This window comes from Neolewinella persica DSM 23188, assembly GCF_000373105.1.
Classification (GTDB): domain Bacteria; phylum Bacteroidota; class Bacteroidia; order Chitinophagales; family Saprospiraceae; genus Neolewinella; species Neolewinella persica.
Genome location: NZ_KB890458.1, coordinates 241620 through 256661, shown reverse-complemented (window position 1 = coordinate 256661; position 15042 = coordinate 241620). Strand labels below are relative to the sequence as shown.

9 protein-coding genes are annotated in these 15042 nt (G+C 49.8%); 6 read left to right on the top strand and 3 right to left on the bottom strand.

Annotated elements, in window-relative coordinates:
- The 3 genes from B036_RS33765 to B036_RS0122840 all read left to right on the top strand — a co-directional run.
- The coding region (locus tag B036_RS33765) for a transposase (protein ID WP_026232269.1) at positions 1 to 306 on the top strand (306 nt) is incomplete at its 5' end.
- Between the two features lie 293 nt (positions 307 to 599).
- Positions 600 to 1310 carry a deaminase gene (locus tag B036_RS32545; protein ID WP_169435090.1) on the top strand — a complete coding sequence of 237 codons (711 nt, stop codon included), beginning with the start codon at positions 600 to 602 and terminating at the stop codon, positions 1308 to 1310.
- Between the two features lie 11 nt (positions 1311 to 1321).
- On the top strand, positions 1322 to 2014 hold the full coding sequence (locus B036_RS0122840; protein WP_020571073.1) for an STING domain-containing protein: 693 nt from the start codon (positions 1322 to 1324) through the stop codon (positions 2012 to 2014).
- A gap of 216 nt (positions 2015 to 2230) precedes the next feature.
- On the opposite strand, the gene B036_RS0122835 is transcribed toward B036_RS0122840, so the two are convergent.
- Together B036_RS0122835 and B036_RS33330 are read right to left on the bottom strand one after the other, a co-directional pair.
- Positions 2231 to 3430, bottom strand: a complete 1200-nt coding sequence (locus tag B036_RS0122835; protein WP_020571072.1) for a M20 metallopeptidase family protein — start codon at positions 3428 to 3430, stop codon at positions 2231 to 2233.
- 161 nt (positions 3431 to 3591) lie between these two features.
- Positions 3592 to 5622: a peptidylprolyl isomerase gene (locus tag B036_RS33330; protein WP_020571071.1), complete on the bottom strand. Its 2031-nt coding sequence runs from the start codon at positions 5620 to 5622 to the stop codon at positions 3592 to 3594.
- Between the two features lie 465 nt (positions 5623 to 6087).
- Between B036_RS33330 and B036_RS0122825 the strand changes: the two genes are divergently transcribed.
- Positions 6088 to 6462 (top strand): YkvA family protein, encoded by a 375-nt coding sequence (locus B036_RS0122825; RefSeq protein WP_245557499.1) that lies wholly within the window; start codon positions 6088 to 6090, stop codon positions 6460 to 6462.
- Between the two features lie 183 nt (positions 6463 to 6645).
- A complete protein-coding gene (locus B036_RS0122820; protein WP_020571069.1) occupies positions 6646 to 7926 on the top strand; it encodes a Pycsar system effector family protein in 1281 nt (426 codons plus the stop codon).
- Between the two features lie 194 nt (positions 7927 to 8120).
- On the opposite strand, the gene B036_RS0122815 is transcribed toward B036_RS0122820, so the two are convergent.
- Positions 8121 to 9722, bottom strand: a complete 1602-nt coding sequence (locus B036_RS0122815; RefSeq protein ID WP_020571068.1) for a M28 family peptidase — start codon at positions 9720 to 9722, stop codon at positions 8121 to 8123.
- A 332-nt stretch (positions 9723 to 10054) separates the two neighbouring features.
- On the opposite strand from B036_RS0122815, the gene porU2 reads away from it, so the two are divergent.
- A complete protein-coding gene (porU2, locus tag B036_RS0122810; RefSeq protein WP_020571067.1) occupies positions 10055 to 15040 on the top strand; it encodes a putative type IX secretion system sortase PorU2 in 4986 nt (1661 codons plus the stop codon).
- Positions 15041 to 15042: the final 2 nt, after the last annotated feature.

Here is a 15042-nt window from a genome sequence, read left to right as displayed (position 1 = left end):
TACCAGCAGCGCCAAGCCATCGTCGAGCATCCTTTCGGCACTCTAAAACGACAATGGTCTGGCTATTACACCCTACTGAAAGGCCTCGATAAAGTTGATGGGGAGTTCAGTTTGCTGGCTTGCTGCTACAACATTAGGAGAAGTATGTCTATTTTNGGGGTATTAGAGCTGCTTGAACGCCTGAAGGGTCATTTTTCTGACCTTTTAGTCTTTTTGACCACACGATACTCCGTGCGGGTTGAGGTATTTGGCTTATTTTGTGAACAGCCACGGAGGATGGTGTGCTCTAGTCTGATTTTGGGTTGAAAATTGGGTTTGGGTAGGGGACTTATTACATAGACTCACGTTCGGCGAAATTCACGTCGACGATCTATATCAATAGACTTCTGAATGCTATATTAACTCCGATAATTCGTCGCCAAGTATGAAAAAAACAAGAACTTCATTCTCAAAGGATTACGCCGCTGTTGTATAGAATCGAATCAAACAAACCATCAATTCGTATAAAATACTATCTTGTACTCAAATATGAATAAATGAGGAATTATCTATGCATTTTCATACTGACCGCTTCAATATTCAGCTGCAAAACTAGTAAAGTGGCCAAGAATTTGGTCATTGATGACAAGATTGAAATGGAATCACCAACTGACTCAGTGTCTTTCGAAATCGACGAAATATTTTCTCTTCTTGCCTACTCAATCGTTTACAATTATTGGGACCCAATAGATCGAGGAGGAAGAGGTTATAATGTAGGATGTATACTAGTTGATTCTAACAATGTAGTTCTAGATTATGGAATAAATCACGTTAGTGAATTAGAAAATGCTACGCAACATGGAGAAGTTAGACTTATAACCAATTATTTAAATAAAGAAGGTATTTATTCTCTGAATGATCATTCAATTTATTCAACTTTAGAGCCATGCGCAATGTGTGGAGGGATGATGACAATGGTATCTATAGTGAAATCAGTTAATGGTCAACCTGATTACTATTTTTCTAAGGCTTTAGAGCGATTATCTTTTGATTCGAGATCAATGGGAGGATATGGACCCTACCCAAGAATTGTTAAATCAGTAGATACTCCCTCTCAATTCGGTAAAATATTGGATGAAGAATATAAAAAATATATTTCATCTGGGAATAAGCCAATCATTACAAAATTTTTGACTACAAGCATAGCAGAGTCAATATACCAGCAAGCCACTCAAGATTTCTTATCATATACTCCTGTGTTCATAGAAAATCAAAAAGTATATGAAAATGCATTAAAATTTTACCAAGAACTTCCTGATCAACCCAAATAAACAATTGACTAATGAATGACTACATACAGATTGGTGCAGCAATAGCTGGAATCGTATCCGCAATAATTGCAGTTCTTGAGTACATTAAAATAAAGAGGAAAAATGTTAATCTTCAAGAACAAGTTGATAATATAGCTTCAACCGGAGTTGCTCTTGGTTATTATTACAACTTTGTAGTCAATGTATTCTCTAAGCTAAGAGAGCATGTTTTAACAGTCGAAGTGTATAAGGATAATAGTAACGAATTGGAAGAAATTAAGAAATTTGATTCAGATAGTGTAGAACTTCATATTATAATGCCGGAAAATCTTCAGATTGAGTCAATGAATTCAGCGATAAAAAAAATGCGCATTCATAGGAAAGGAGATATTGTCAGTAAAGGATCTGAACGGAATTTTGGAATAAACTTTATGTATAATGATAAAGGTAAATTAATCATATTAGACTTCCCAAAGCCTTTGAATGCAATAAGAGAACATATGATTAAGGACCCGAAATTTGCTAATTTACTTAATTCAAAAGGGACTCTAAGTAATGAAGACATATTTGAATCAAAGGAATGGCGTAAACATGAGAAAAAGGAACTTGATAATTTTATCAAAACAATAAAATTATTGATGAAACGAGGAAGGGTAGATGAAGGCCAAGCAGAGACTAAATTTGTAAATATTAAAGATGTTCCCGATTCTATTGATGGAAAATAAGTTATAAATAATTCGCCGAACACTTAAAGTCCAAAGGCAGCCCGAGCGCAGCGAGGCCTGACATTGTGCTTTTGTTGAACTAACCCGCCTATGCGACCAGCCCTATGGGCATTGAACACAAACAGCTGTTCCGGACCGTGGAGCCAGAGGAGTAAAACCCAGCCTCGGGTGTACGCTTCCCATTAGCAACCATGATATAGTAAAAAGGTAACTTTATTATCCTACTCCCCCCAACCGCCGAACCGCCAACCAAGCCATCAACCCACTACCAGTTTCCAGGCAGGCTTCGTCTACGTCGAAGGTATCGGTATGGACGGGGCTGTTGATGCCGCGGGTGGCGTTACCGATGCCCAGACGGTAGAAACAAGCTGGCAGGTGGTGGGTGTAAAAGGCGAAGTCCTCCCCCGTCATCCGGATGGGGAGTTCTACGGCCCGGTCTTCGCCGAGGTAGCGGCGGGCTTCATCCCAGGCCCAGCGGGTGAGGGTTTCGTCGTTCTTCAGGAAGGGGTACCCGTGGGCAATTTTCAGTTCGGCAGATCCGCCGAAGGCGGCAGCAATACCCGTCACCAGTTTTTCCAGCCGTAAGTGTAGCTCTTTGCGCCAGGCCTCGTCGAGGGTACGCATGGTTCCCTGTAACCGGACGGCGTTAGGAATCACGTTGGTGGCTCCGCCCTCACTCTCAATCCGGCCGAAGGTAATCACGGCCGGTAAGGTGGGATCCGTCTGCCGACTGATCAGTTGTTGGATGGCAGTCACGATGTGTGCGGAGATCACGATCGGATCCACGGCATTATGTGGCATCGCGCCGTGGCCTCCCCTACCGTGGACGGTCAGGTAAAGTTCGTCTGTGCTGGCCATGTAGATACCTGGGCGAAACCCCACCGTTCCCGCAGGTAACGGCGGATGCACGTGCTGGCCAAACATGGCCGCCGGTGTCGGATTTTTCAGCGCGCCATCTTTGATCATCAGCGTGGCACCACCAGGTAATTTCTCCTCGCCGGGTTGAAACAACAGCCTTACGGAACCGGCAAAATTGGCCTTCACCTCATTCAGGATGGCGGCTGTGCCCATCAAACTACTTGAATGGACGTCGTGCCCGCAAGCATGCATTACTCCGTCGTTTTGCGACCGGTAAGGCACTTCGTTTGCCTCCTGAATTGGCAGCGCGTCAATGTCGGCCCGCAGGGCGACCACTGGCCCACTACCCTGCTCCCCCTTCACCTCTGCCAAAAGCCCGGTACCGGCAATTTCCCGAAACGGGATGCCTAGTTCCTTAAGCTGGCCAGCCAGGTATTGCTGGGTTTCCGTTTCTTCGAAGCTTAGTTCGGGATGGGCGTGTAGGTGACGGCGGATACTTACTGTATTAGCCTGGCTGGCTTGGGCTGCTACGGTTATTCGTTGTTGAAGGTCGAACATTTAAAATGAATTTTGGGTGTGAGATTCATTAGCCTAAGGTTGCAGGGAGGGCTGGGAGGGCTAGCGATCTGTCAGGTCAGTCTTGGGATTTTAGTACAAAACGCCGCAGGCAGGTGAAACGGGAGACTACCAGAACAGTAAAGATCGGTCGGGCAATCAGATCAACGCAGGGTGATGCTTTCCATTTTACTACCAACAGTCAACTGGTCTACGAACTCCTGCCCCTCGACCACCGCTCCGAAGATGGTGTAGTTACCGTCAAGGTGTGGCGTAGCCCGGTGGGTAAGGAAAAACTGTACGTCTTCGGTATCCTTACCGGAGCTGGCCATACCGATCAATCCCGAACGGTCCCACCGAACACCGGGGGTCTCCGTACGGATTTTGAAGTCTTCGGCCCCGTAGCCGTTGCCAAGTAAGCCTCCTCCCTGAGCAACAAAGTTGGGCACAACCCGATGGAACACCTTCCCATCGTAGTAGCCCGATTTTACTAACTCCAAAAAATTGGATACGGTAGCCGGAGCAATGTCCGGCCAGAGTTTAAGCACGATTCGGCCTGCTTCGGTCCGAATAACAACTTCTTTACCTGCATCTGTTCCGATCAACTTCCAGTCAATTGGTTTAACGGGAGCTCCTGCTTCCTCTGGTCCGGGCGTTTCTTCCCCGCCCAATGCCACCCGCGCGGCATCAACTGCCAGGTAGGCATCGTAGTCGCGGGGAAGCTTAAATCCCATTAAAGCAGTGCTCATCCAGTCGATCTCCGGATAAAAAGGGCGATAAATATCTCCTTTAGCGGCCAGCGCATTACCTGCTTCGGAGGCCGGCCCCGCCTCAAGGCCGTAGATCATTTCTCGGAAATAAATAGATAGGTCATACCGGACCCTCCGACTGCTTTTCTTGAAGAAAACGTTGAAGTCCTCCCGGTTACTGATCCTTTGCAGTGCACCAGCTGCGGCACTCCGCACCATTGGCTGATCGCTTTTCTGATAGAGTTCGTAAATATTTCGGTAATTCCAGGGGTATTCCGCCAGAGCCCCCAGAATTTCCGCTTGTTCGAAGGGGTCAGTGGTTTTGGTAAATGCTTCCTGGAGGTCATAATTGAGAAAGCCCCGGTAATCGGCAAAATACAATGGCAGGTGCCGGTGTGCGGCGGCATACAACACGTAACGAACGTCGGGCTTCAGAGAATCCCTGGCGAGTTGGCGGTAGAAGGTCGCGTCGGCATCCTGCCCATTATCCCGAAGAAATTCTGCGGCAGAGCGGCGGACCAATGGGTGTTCATCGCTTAATGTTTCGACGATGGGTTCCCGGACACTGGAATAGTCGAAGCCACTAAGGGCCCGGAGAATTTCGGTGCGAACCCGCCAGTCTGTCTGCGCGCGCAGCGCGCGCAGTAAAGCGACCCTACCCGCCGGTTGCCCACTACGGCCCAGGGTCCTTACCGTCCCCATCAGCACGTCCGGATCTTGCTCGGTTCGTAAAATTTGGCGAAGTTGTTCCTCACTGCTAGAGTCTACCTCGACGGCGAAACGCTGCAGGTACCAGGCGGCGGGGCGACGAATTTCGTAGGGGGCGGACTCGTCCAGCATAAAAGCCAACATTTTAGCATCACCCGCAGGGGACTGCAATTCACGGCGGGCAAAATAGAAAAGGCTCCACGCCTGGCCGGCGGTAAGCAAAGTATCCTGATTGGTGTACGTTGAGATTTTACTGATAAAATCCTGGCTTTTCTGGCCACCGGATTTGCCTACTGCGGCCAATAGTGTCCCATTGTAGGCGCGGTAGGTGCCGCTGCCATCGAAAGCCTGGGCCAATGAATCGGCAGCACGGAGGGAACCGCTTTGACCCAGGGCATAGGCTGCAGCCGTCCGGATCAGCTCATTGTCCTCATCAAGTAACCCGCTGAGTTCATCCAGGGCAGTATCCGATATTTCAGGAAAACTTCCAAAAGCCCTCGCGGCCAGGTACCGGTAGCTGGAATTTTCACTGCTGAGGTAGTAGATCAAGCTGTCGGAGTTCCTGGCATTCTGGTGATTGTAGATCAGGTGGCTCACCGGATCATTTAAATCGATGCGGACACCTTCGATCTTCTTGTCTTGTGGTGGAATACAAGCACTGAGTGCCGCCAGAAGCCCAAATAACGGCAGGCTTCGACAAAGAGTACGGAGGGTACTGGGACCAATAATGGAGAACATGTTTCAAAAGCTGGTTTAGGGGTGAAGGTAGCTAAGAAATTACGGGAACCGACGCCTCCTGGCCGTTGGCGTGGATTACAAATTATACTCAGAAGCCGTCGGACGGAGTTTTTGCCAACTGCGTCAGGCAAAAACGAACCCTCAGACGGCGAACAATGGCCGGAAGTGGTCGTCCGACCAATTCTTTTAGCCTGGCCTGGCCGGAAAAAAAGTTGGTCTGACGACTTAGGCCTCTGCAATTTGTTCTACAAACGGCCGTGGGGGCGGCGCATCGGCTCCGCCAAAGCTTAGAGCGGCCCGACGACCTCCAGACTGGTGATAAGGTTGCTCCCGTAAGGCAGCTTAATCTGATAAGTTTTTCGTCGTTACTCCCCTTCCATCCGTCTGATTTCAAACGAAGGGCAAACCTAAAAACGATATTTAAACGTTATCTTGTCATCAACAATGCCCGGGAAAGTGAAAAAAATGAATAAATACCGCCGATTCTTTAGTGAATCCCGCTTTTGGGCTAAGATTAGCAAATATGCCAAAACTGCGGGCGTAAAGACGGTATACTCTGCACTACTGCTGTACTATGCCTATAAACGAAAAGAGACGCCCGCCTGGGCAAAAAGGTCGGTCCTGGGGGTTTTAGGCTATTTAATCATGCCCCTGGATATTATCCCTGATCTTACTCCAATCATTGGCTATACTGATGACCTGGGCTTTCTCAGCATGTGCCTGGTGATCATCGCTGCCTTCATTAACGACGAGGTTAAAGGACAGGCCCGTGAAAAGCTGGAGCAGTGGTTCGCGACGGTTGAAGAAGCAGACCTGGCGGAGGTAGATGACAAGATTTAAGCTTTTCTGGCTACCGGAACAATAGTGAAACAGCCTCACCACTTTGCTCCTTGACCTTCCCCGGCACCTGCGGCCGCGCCTGATACGTAACCACCCCCGGCAATTGCCAAAGGCCGACACGATGGAGGCCTTCCCCCTGATTCATTCCCACCCAACCGCCACAGGTCCGTATATTGGCCCACTATGAGTAAAGTCGTGGAATCTGATGCCCTGCTGAAAGAAGTGGAGGCCTACGTAGAAAAGTTTATTCAGGAAGAAGTTGAAGCTGATTTCGTCTATCATAATTTCCAACATACCTGTGCGGTAGTGGAAGCGGCTACTGAATTGGCAGATCATTATGAGGTCAGTCGTGGTGATCGTCTGGCCATTATCCTGGCCGCCTGGTTTCATGACACAGGTTATTCCGAAGGATGGGAGGATCACGAGGACCGCAGTGTTACCAACGCCACTAACTGGCTGACCAGCCAGGGCGTCAGCGATGAAGAACTCATTAACAACATCGCCGGTGCTATCCGGGCGACACGAATGCCGCAACAGCCTAGAAACTTCCTGGAAGAAATCGTTGCCGATGCCGATTTGAGCCATCTTGGCGACTTGAGCTATTGGGACCGGTGTGGTCGGGTTCGGCAGGAGTTTGCCATTACCCGTAACATGGTCATGTCTGACCAGGAGTGGATCGACTTCGAGCTGAGTTTCATGCTCAGCCATGAGTACCATACGGAAGCCGCCCGGGAAATATTCGGGGAGCGTAAAAGCAAGCACGTTAAGCAACTCTACAAACGCAAAAAGGCACTGTTCCCCGATCAAACGCCCACGAACCTGGAAGAGCTGGAAAAAGCAAAGCAAAATAAAAAGGCGCTCAAGAAATTAAAAAAGGCGGTGGCAAAGGCCACCGAAAAAGCTCCTGATTTCAAACCAGGGCGTGGCGTAGAGACCATGTACCGGGCAACGTACCGGACGCACGTCAACTTAAGCAGCATCGCTGATAACAAGGCCAACATCATGCTTTCGGTCAACGCTATTGTGCTTTCTGTCGTAGTCGCTAATCTGGCCACTAAACTGGATTCGAATCCACACTTGGTCATCCCCACCATTATTCTGGTCGGGGTTTGCCTTTCTTCTCTCTTCTACGCCATTCAGGCAACCCGCCCTAAAGTTACCGAGGGAAAAAGCAGCATGGAAGACATCAAGGCCCGCCGGTCTAACCTGCTATTTTTCGGTAATTTTTACAACATGCCCATTGATGATTTTCATTATGGGATGATGGAGATGATCCGGGATGAAGACTTCCTTTACTCCTCGATGACGCGTGACCTGTATTACCTCGGTGTCGTACTGGCCAAGAAGTATTCCTTTCTACGCATTTGCTACAATATTTTCCTGTTTGGTATCATCCTGGCGGTCGTTGCTTTTCTTATTGCAATCGTGTACCATAATGCTACGATGGGGATTCCGCCGAAATAATGGGGTGTGGCTTCGCCACTGGTATTAGGTAGTAAAGTATTGGGTAGTAGGTAGTGCTGCCGCATGGCTTTGCTCGCTTCGCTCGTGCAGCATTAATGCTGCGGAACAACACCCAAAACGGGCGCAGCGAGCTGCCAAATGCAGCAGCACTACCCACTACTTACTACCCACTATCAAAGGGCGAAGCCCGTCGTCTATTTAACGTCGACTTCAATCCGCCGATCCTGGTTACTCAACTGCCAGGCAGTATGGAAAACCAATCGGCCAATTTTTTCCATTTTCTCGAAGTTAATCTTCTCGATGGTATCGGTCGACTGATGATAATCAGCGTGGGTACCGTTGAAATAGAAAATACTGGGAATACCTTTAACGGCGAAGTTGTAGTGATCAGAACGGAAGTAGTAGCGGTTGGGATCATCCTCTGCGTTGTAGGTGTAATCAAGTTCCAACTGGGTGTATTCTTTATTAACTCCTTCGTTAATCCGGTGCAGTTCAGTGCTTAGGCGGTTACTACCAATAACGTAGATGTAGTTCGGATTGTCGGCGTGCTCATCATCTACCCGGCCGACCATATCGACATTGATGTCAGCAATGGTATTTTCCAATGGAAAAATGGGATGACTGGCGTAATACTCCGAGCCAAGCAGTCCTTTTTCTTCACCACTCACCATTAAAAACAGCACACTACGGCGAGGACCTATTCCTTGTTTTTTGGCCATCGTGAAGGCTTCCGCCACTTCCAGAATAGTGCTTGTGCCGGAGCCATTATCATCGGCACCGTTGAAAACATCATCTCCTCTTTTTCCGATGTGATCGTAGTGTGCGCTGACGACAAGGACTTCTTTCTTCAGCGCAGGGTCACTACCTTCCACAAAGCCAAGCACGTTTTCACCGATCAGTTCCCGAACGGATTTAGTCTGGGTCAGTTTTAAATCAACCGGAATTTTCACGGGTTTGAGTTTGCCGGTTTTTTCCAGCTTTTTGCGGCTCCGGATGACTTTCTTACCGATTTTCCCCATGATTTTTTTAGCCAGTTGGGGCGTGAGGTAAACCACGTTTGCGGTTTTACGATCTGCCTCAGTCGCTTCGGCCATTTTCATACGTCCATCGAGGGTTTCCTGACGGATATTCCGCACATTCTCCTTGAAATCAGGATCGATCACAAACACGGTAGCTGCGCCTTTCATTTTGGCGATCTCCAGTTTTCGCTCGTCAGACTTACTCCAGACGGAGGTGGAATCACTTCCCGATATCCGATAGTTACCTTTTTTTGCTTTGGGTTCTCCCGCAAAAATCAGGAGGTGCTTTCCCTTCACATCCAGGTCTTTATAATCACTGTATGCCGGATCATCGATGCCGTAGCCAAGGAAAGTCAGTTCTGAAATATTGGTCATTTCCCGGTGGCTGTTCTGGGATGGAGCACTACTGTACTCCCACAGGTGACGAAGTGACTCACCGTTAAGTTCAAGGTCAATTTTATCCCACTTCTGCCGGGTGAAAAGAATGGTCTGAAAGTAGCCATTGTCTTCTCCAATGGCGGGCATTCCAAGTCGTTGCATCTCACCTTTGAGGTAAGCCGCAGCGCGTTTCTGGCCGGGTTGGCCGGTTTCCCGGCCTTCCATATCATCTGCAGAGAGGATGGTAAGATGCTTGCGAAGGTCCTGTGCCGTGATGGTACCGGCCAGGTCTTTAACCTGAGCGGAGGTGGTGGTCAGGCGCTGCAGCGGACCAGTCATTTGGGCAGACAGTACGCTGCTGGCGAACGCAGCGATCAGGACAAAATAGAGACGATTCATACGTGGGAGGGGATTGTTGAGCATAAAACGCGGGTAAAGTAGGTATGTTTCACCACAAACCGTCAGAAATCCTTTTGCTACAGCGAGTATTGCCTTGGACGACAAACATAAAGCGGGGGTGTTCCCTGCGTTCAAACCTTACTCTGCACCTGCGGCCCCGCCCCAGGAAGTCAGAAAGTTAAATAGTCAGAGAGTCGTCTGCGTTTATCACAGTGACGCTTTGACTCCTTGACTATCTGACTGTTGGACTAATTGACTCCTCGAAGACACAACGAAGCACAGACAATACCGTTATCTTTGTACCAGTACATCCCCGCCCAACAAACTATCAGATGTTTCGAATCTTACTTACCCTGTGCATTGCTTTCTTTTCTGCTTTCCTCTTCGCGCAAATGCCTAACCCCGACGGATCGGTGAGTTATGGTAATGAATGGATTGATTATGATCGTAACTACCTGGTAGTTAAGGTAGCGCAGGATGGTATGTACCGGATTTCTCCTGCGGAGATTGCGGCAGCCGGGCCATTCGGATCGGGAGATTGGGTACTGTATCACAAAGGGCAGGTTGTCCCTCTGGAGGAGACAACGGAAGGCATTGTTTTTTACGGGGAGCGCAACCGCGGAGAAATGGACCGTCACTTTTTCCCAGATCCGGATGCGGACCAGCTCAATGACCAATACAGCATGCATACGGATACCTCGGCCTACTACCTGAGCCGTGGAGCCGATGGCCAGAATTATGAGGCGCGGCCAATTGTGGGACAGATCGTTGATCGGGATATTATCCTGCGGACCAGTGAGCAGGTTTTCGGTGACCACATGAGTAAGAGTTTCTTTCGTAGTGCGGGTTCAAGTATTTATTACTCTCATTACGATAAAGCCGAAGGATTTGGGAGTAGAAACACGAATGACCTCTTATCCCCCGACGGCCGGCGGGACAATGTTTTCCCCCTGTCTCTGGCCGGCTCCATTAATGCGGAAGCGGTACTGGATGTCCGTTTTGGCACCGCCTTTGATGGCCACATCGTTGAAATTAGAGCTGACGGCAATCTGCTAAAGACCGTCACCCAGTCCAGTTGGAGTGTGCAGCAACACAGGGTAAATTTCACGCCTTCAGGAGAATCTACTGAAATTAATATTGAAGGTACGCGAGGCTCCCGCGACAAGCCAAACATTGCCTGGGCCAAAGCTACTTATTCTGCCTCTACCGCTTGGGACGAAGGGCTGAACAGCTTCATCATACCCTCTTCCCGGACGGCCACCCGGATAGTGTTCACTGGTTTGGGCGCGGACGCAGGTGCAAGTGGGGAGATTAAGAGCTATGCGCCCGCTACCGGCGATCTTGTTTCAGCGAGCATCAACATGGCGGGGGAAGCTACGCTTGAATTCCCGGCTTCGGGGGAAGACCTGACCTGGCGGTTAGTTCCGGGCGAAAATTTCATGACGGCACCGGCATCCTCCGGCCTGCGATTTTCTTCGAACCTCCCAACAGACATCAACACCAACTACCTGATCATCACCAGCCGCCGCCTCAACGGTCAGGCAGTTAATGAGCTGGCCGACTACCGTCGGTCGGTAACCGGGGGAAGCTACGTTGTACACACTGTAGATGTGGAAGACCTTTACGACGAGTACGCTTACGGGTTGGGCCGCCATCCAATGGCGATCCGGAACTATCTCAGTGCGGCGAAGTTGGCCATACCCAAGCTTCAGTACCTGTTCCTGATCGGAAAAGGACGGGAATATCCGGACATCCGGACACCAGCACAGCTGGTTCGAGCGAAGGAAACTTTTTTCATTCCTTCCTTCGGTTTCCCTGCTTCTGACAACCTGATGGCGGCCGATCTCGGCAGCGTCATCCCTAACTATTCCGTTGGCCGCCTTGCGGCCATCAACGAGGGGGAGGTTGAGTTGTACCTGAAAAAATTACGTGACGTTGAAGGGCAGATTGAGCAGGGTGATCAGACGATTGCCGACCGGGAATGGATGAAACAGATCATGCATCTCGGTGGCGGTGTTTCTCCGGGAGAGCAGTCCAGCATAAGAAGCCGATTGCAGCGAATGGAAGACTCGATCCGAATTTCAGAGATGGGCGCTAATGTTGTTTCTTTCTACAAATCAAGCAGTGAACCCATTGAAGACAGTCGCCAGCAGGCCATTTTCGATCGCATCAACAATGGTACCTCCATCATCACCTTCTTCGGGCACTCCAGCAGCCAAACCTTTGACTTCAGCATCGATGATCCGGACAACTACTTCAATTTCGGTAAGTATCCTTACATGATGAGCCTGGGCTGTTACAGCGGTGACGCCTTTACCGAAGCACGGAGCATTAGTGAACGCTTCATTTTCCTACGGGACAAGGGCGCCATTGCTTTTGCGGCCTCCAAAGGAGTAGGCTACATCTCAGCACTCGGCAATTGGGGAAATATCCTGTATGAAAGCATGGGTAATGTCAACTATGGAGAAGGTATTGGAGATGCCATGCGAACTACCATTGCAGAATTTGCCGGTACTTCCAACTTCACCCTGGGCATCCTGCTCGAGCAATTCGCGCTCAGTGGCGACCCGGCCTACCGGATGCACCCACGCCCCGGCACGGATCTGATAGTTGATGCGGCAACCATTTCTTTCGAACCAGAAGTTGTTCCTGCTCAGAACCCGAATTACACCATTAGTCTGGAACTCGTTAATCTCGGGCTAAAGCCCGACCAGGAAAGTGTCACGCTTCGATTTAGGCAACAGCTTCCTTCCGGTGAAGTCGTTGAGCTGGCCACCCACCGGGTGGCAGCTCCGGATTATCGGGAAGCCTTTGAATTAGAGTTGCCAAACATAGGTTTTTCTGCCGTTGGGCAAAACCGAATCCTCATCAGTATTGACCCCGAGAATGAAATAGTGGAAGCTCCACTACCCGCCGCCAAATCAAACAATGAACTGGTTATTGGTGGTCAGGCAGGAGTGCCGCTTACAATTATTGCCAATACTGCCAAAGCGGCCTTCCCTCCACAATACGGAGTTATTGGCGGAGCCCTGGAATTTGTGGCCTCAACCACCAATGCCCTTGCTCCTGACCGGGACTATATAATCCAGGTGGCCAGCGACCGCCGGTTCCGTAATTTACTAAGCAATGAAACGATCAACCGGCCAGGAGGCATCATTCGGTATTCTCCAGGCTTTCAACCCGTTGACAGTACGACGTACTACTGGCGAATCAGCCCCGATAGTTCCTTCACTGAGGGCGCGGGATTCCTGTGGAGCGAAAGCTCCTTTACCTGGTTAGCTGATCAGCCAGACAATGAGATTAGTTGGGCCCTTCAGGACCCAGGACAGACCGTTGACGGGGCCTTTGAAAACGTATTTGCGGATACTACTGAGCTTGGCTGGGGATCATCCCGAAGTATTACGGACATTAAAATTTTCAACGCTCCTTATCAGAACAGCACCATGCCTCGCTTTGAATTTGATGGGCAAATCTTCTTTTCTCCCTTCAGATGGAGGATATCTACCGGTATTCAGGTGCTGGTCATTGATAGTACCAACAACCGAAATTGGTACGGTAACCCGGGAAATGGGGAATACGGTACCAGGCCATTCAGTGGGAGCTCCTGGGATTTTGACACCCGGCGCCCCGCAGAAAGGGCGGGGTTGATCCAATTTCTGACCGAAGGAATTGAACCGGGGAAGTATGTTCTGATCTACACTGTTCAGCGGAACCTTAGTGATTACTACAACGCTGATTGGGAGACCGACTCGACAAATCTTGGCAACACCATCTTCAACGTACTGGAGCAGGAAGGAGCCCTGTTGACCCGGCGCATGACCGAAGTAGGCTCCGTTCCCTACGCGTTTACCTATCAAAAAGGGATGGGTCCAATTACTGAAATAATGGCAGAAAGTCTTAACGACACCATCGCCATGGAAGCCAGCCTGCTAAGTAATTGGCCGGAAGGGAAGTGGACTTCTGCAAAAGCAGGCCCGGCCTTGAGCTGGAAGAAAGTCAACCTTGGGCTTTCTTCTTTAAACCTGACCGATCAGGATAGTGTCGGGGTCCGCATAATGGCACTTTCTTCGGCAGGGGTGGAAACGGAGATTCTGGCCCAGGAATTTGATTTCCAAGCTTCCAGAGCGCTCTCCCTCCCGCTGAACTCCGTCAGCGCTGAAGAGTTTCCCTTCCTCTGGGCCGAGTTCAATTTCTACGATGAAGACGGTAGAACCACCCCCACCGTAGAGTATGTTTATTTCGACCACGAAGCTCCGGGTGACGCGGCCATCAACCCCCAGATCGCCTATAACGTACCGGACTCCATAGATCAGGGCCAGACCCTCGCCATTGCCGCCGGCTACGAGAACATCTCCAGGATCGGGATGGACAGCATTTTGATCGAACTGGAAGTGGTCAATGACCGAAACGAAACGACCACTTACTTAAAGCGTCGGCCTCCCCTACCCGCGGGCGCAACGGACCAGTTTAGTTTCGATGTACCAACGGAGGCTTTCATCGGCCCACATCGCTTCAATGTCACCTTGAACCCGGACCAGGACCAACCGGAATTCGTCCTGTTTAATAACATTCTCACTTCCGTGTTTAAGGTTGGTGAAGATATCATTGCCCCCAGTTTGTCCGTTTTCTTTGATGGGCGGCGAATCAATGACGGAGACCTGGTAAGTGGGAAACCCGAAATTCACGTACAGCTTCGGGACGAAAACAGGTACCTGGCACTTAACGATACGGCTGCTTATTTCCTTGAACTCTCCGCTCCGGACGGAAGCCGGGAACGGTTGTCCTTTTCCGACTCCAGAATTGAGTTCCTCCCCGCTACTACTTCAGAGAATACGGCGGAAATATTCTTCCGCCCGACCCTTTCTACCAACGGCACGTACGCCCTTGAAGTAAGGGGCCGCGATCGTACCAGCAATGCAGCCGGCCGCATAGATTTCCGTCAGGAATTTGAGGTTATCAACGAGCAAATGGTGGCCAATGTCCTTACTTACCCAAATCCGTTTACGACACAAACCCGGTTCGTTTATACCCTGACGGGAAATGAAATACCCGAGGTTTTCCGTATCCAGATCATGACCATTTCAGGCCGGGTGGTTCGGGACATTGACCTGTTGGCCCACGAAGAATTGCGTATTGGTACGCACCAGACGGATTTTGCCTGGGACGGTACGGATGAGTACGGCGATCTGCTGGCCAATGGCGTTTACCTCTACCGGGTCATCACTTCTGATAGCAGTGGTTCCACCCTGGAAAAGTACGATACTGGTACCGACCAGTTCTTTGCCCGTGAAATGGGAAAGGTGGTTATTTTGCGGTAATA